Origin of the sequence: Parapedobacter soli (genome assembly GCF_025460835.1) — a bacterium.
Lineage (GTDB): Bacteria > Bacteroidota > Bacteroidia > Sphingobacteriales > Sphingobacteriaceae > Parapedobacter > Parapedobacter soli.
The window spans coordinates 1-692 of record NZ_JAMXAY010000153.1 but is presented as its reverse complement, the minus strand read 5'-3'; the positions used below and the strand labels follow the sequence as shown (position 1 = coordinate 692).

Sequence of the window (692 nt, the reverse complement as noted above, 5' to 3'; positions counted from 1 at the left end):
GGCTCTATGACGGATAGTGTGGGTAATCGAATTTTAGCTTACCGGCGATAAAGTAAATCATGCTGATGAAGTTATTTGTGTCCCTGTAGCCCCTTGCCCTTCGTTTAGCGAGCTGGATTTTGTTATTGATTCCTTCCATCACACCGGAATTTATCTTTGCCTTGACGTAACCCACGATACCCGACCAATGTGCCTTGAGCGTAGCGACGAATTTCTTGAAAGGAGCAATATCGGTTTCCATGACCACATCGCACCAGTATGCCAGGAAAGCCATGGCCTCTTCGGTATTTCTGAACTCCCAGAACTCGCCGAACAGCTCTTTGAGCCTGTAGGCTTCGCCCAGTCTGGGGTAAGCCATGGTGAGATAATCCAGTTCATCCTTCTTTTTGGCCGATAGGTTGTCATACCGGTACAGCACTGTGTATTTGTGGCCTTTGAGTGTGTCTGCTCCTTTGCGTTCGGCCTTACGCACCTGATCCATGGCTTCGCCCAGTTTGGCTACCACGTGGAATTTGTCAAATACGATAGCGGCATTGGGCAGGTGTTCGCCCACGCCCGAGATATAGGCGGGGGACATGTCAATGGCCACCTGTTCCACGGCATGGGCATGGCCGCCCTTGGCCTGCAGGGCATCGGCCAGTTCACCCACGGCAGCCCCTTCGCGTCCGGGCGAAACATGGATAACCCGGCGT

General features: G+C 52.7%; 1 protein-coding gene. It reads right to left on the bottom strand.

Features of this window, described 5'->3' with window-relative positions:
* Positions 1–4 precede the first annotated feature (4 nt).
* On the bottom strand, positions 5–692 hold a 688-nt coding region (locus NGM62_RS21985), incomplete at its 5' end, for an ISL3 family transposase (RefSeq protein WP_262250447.1).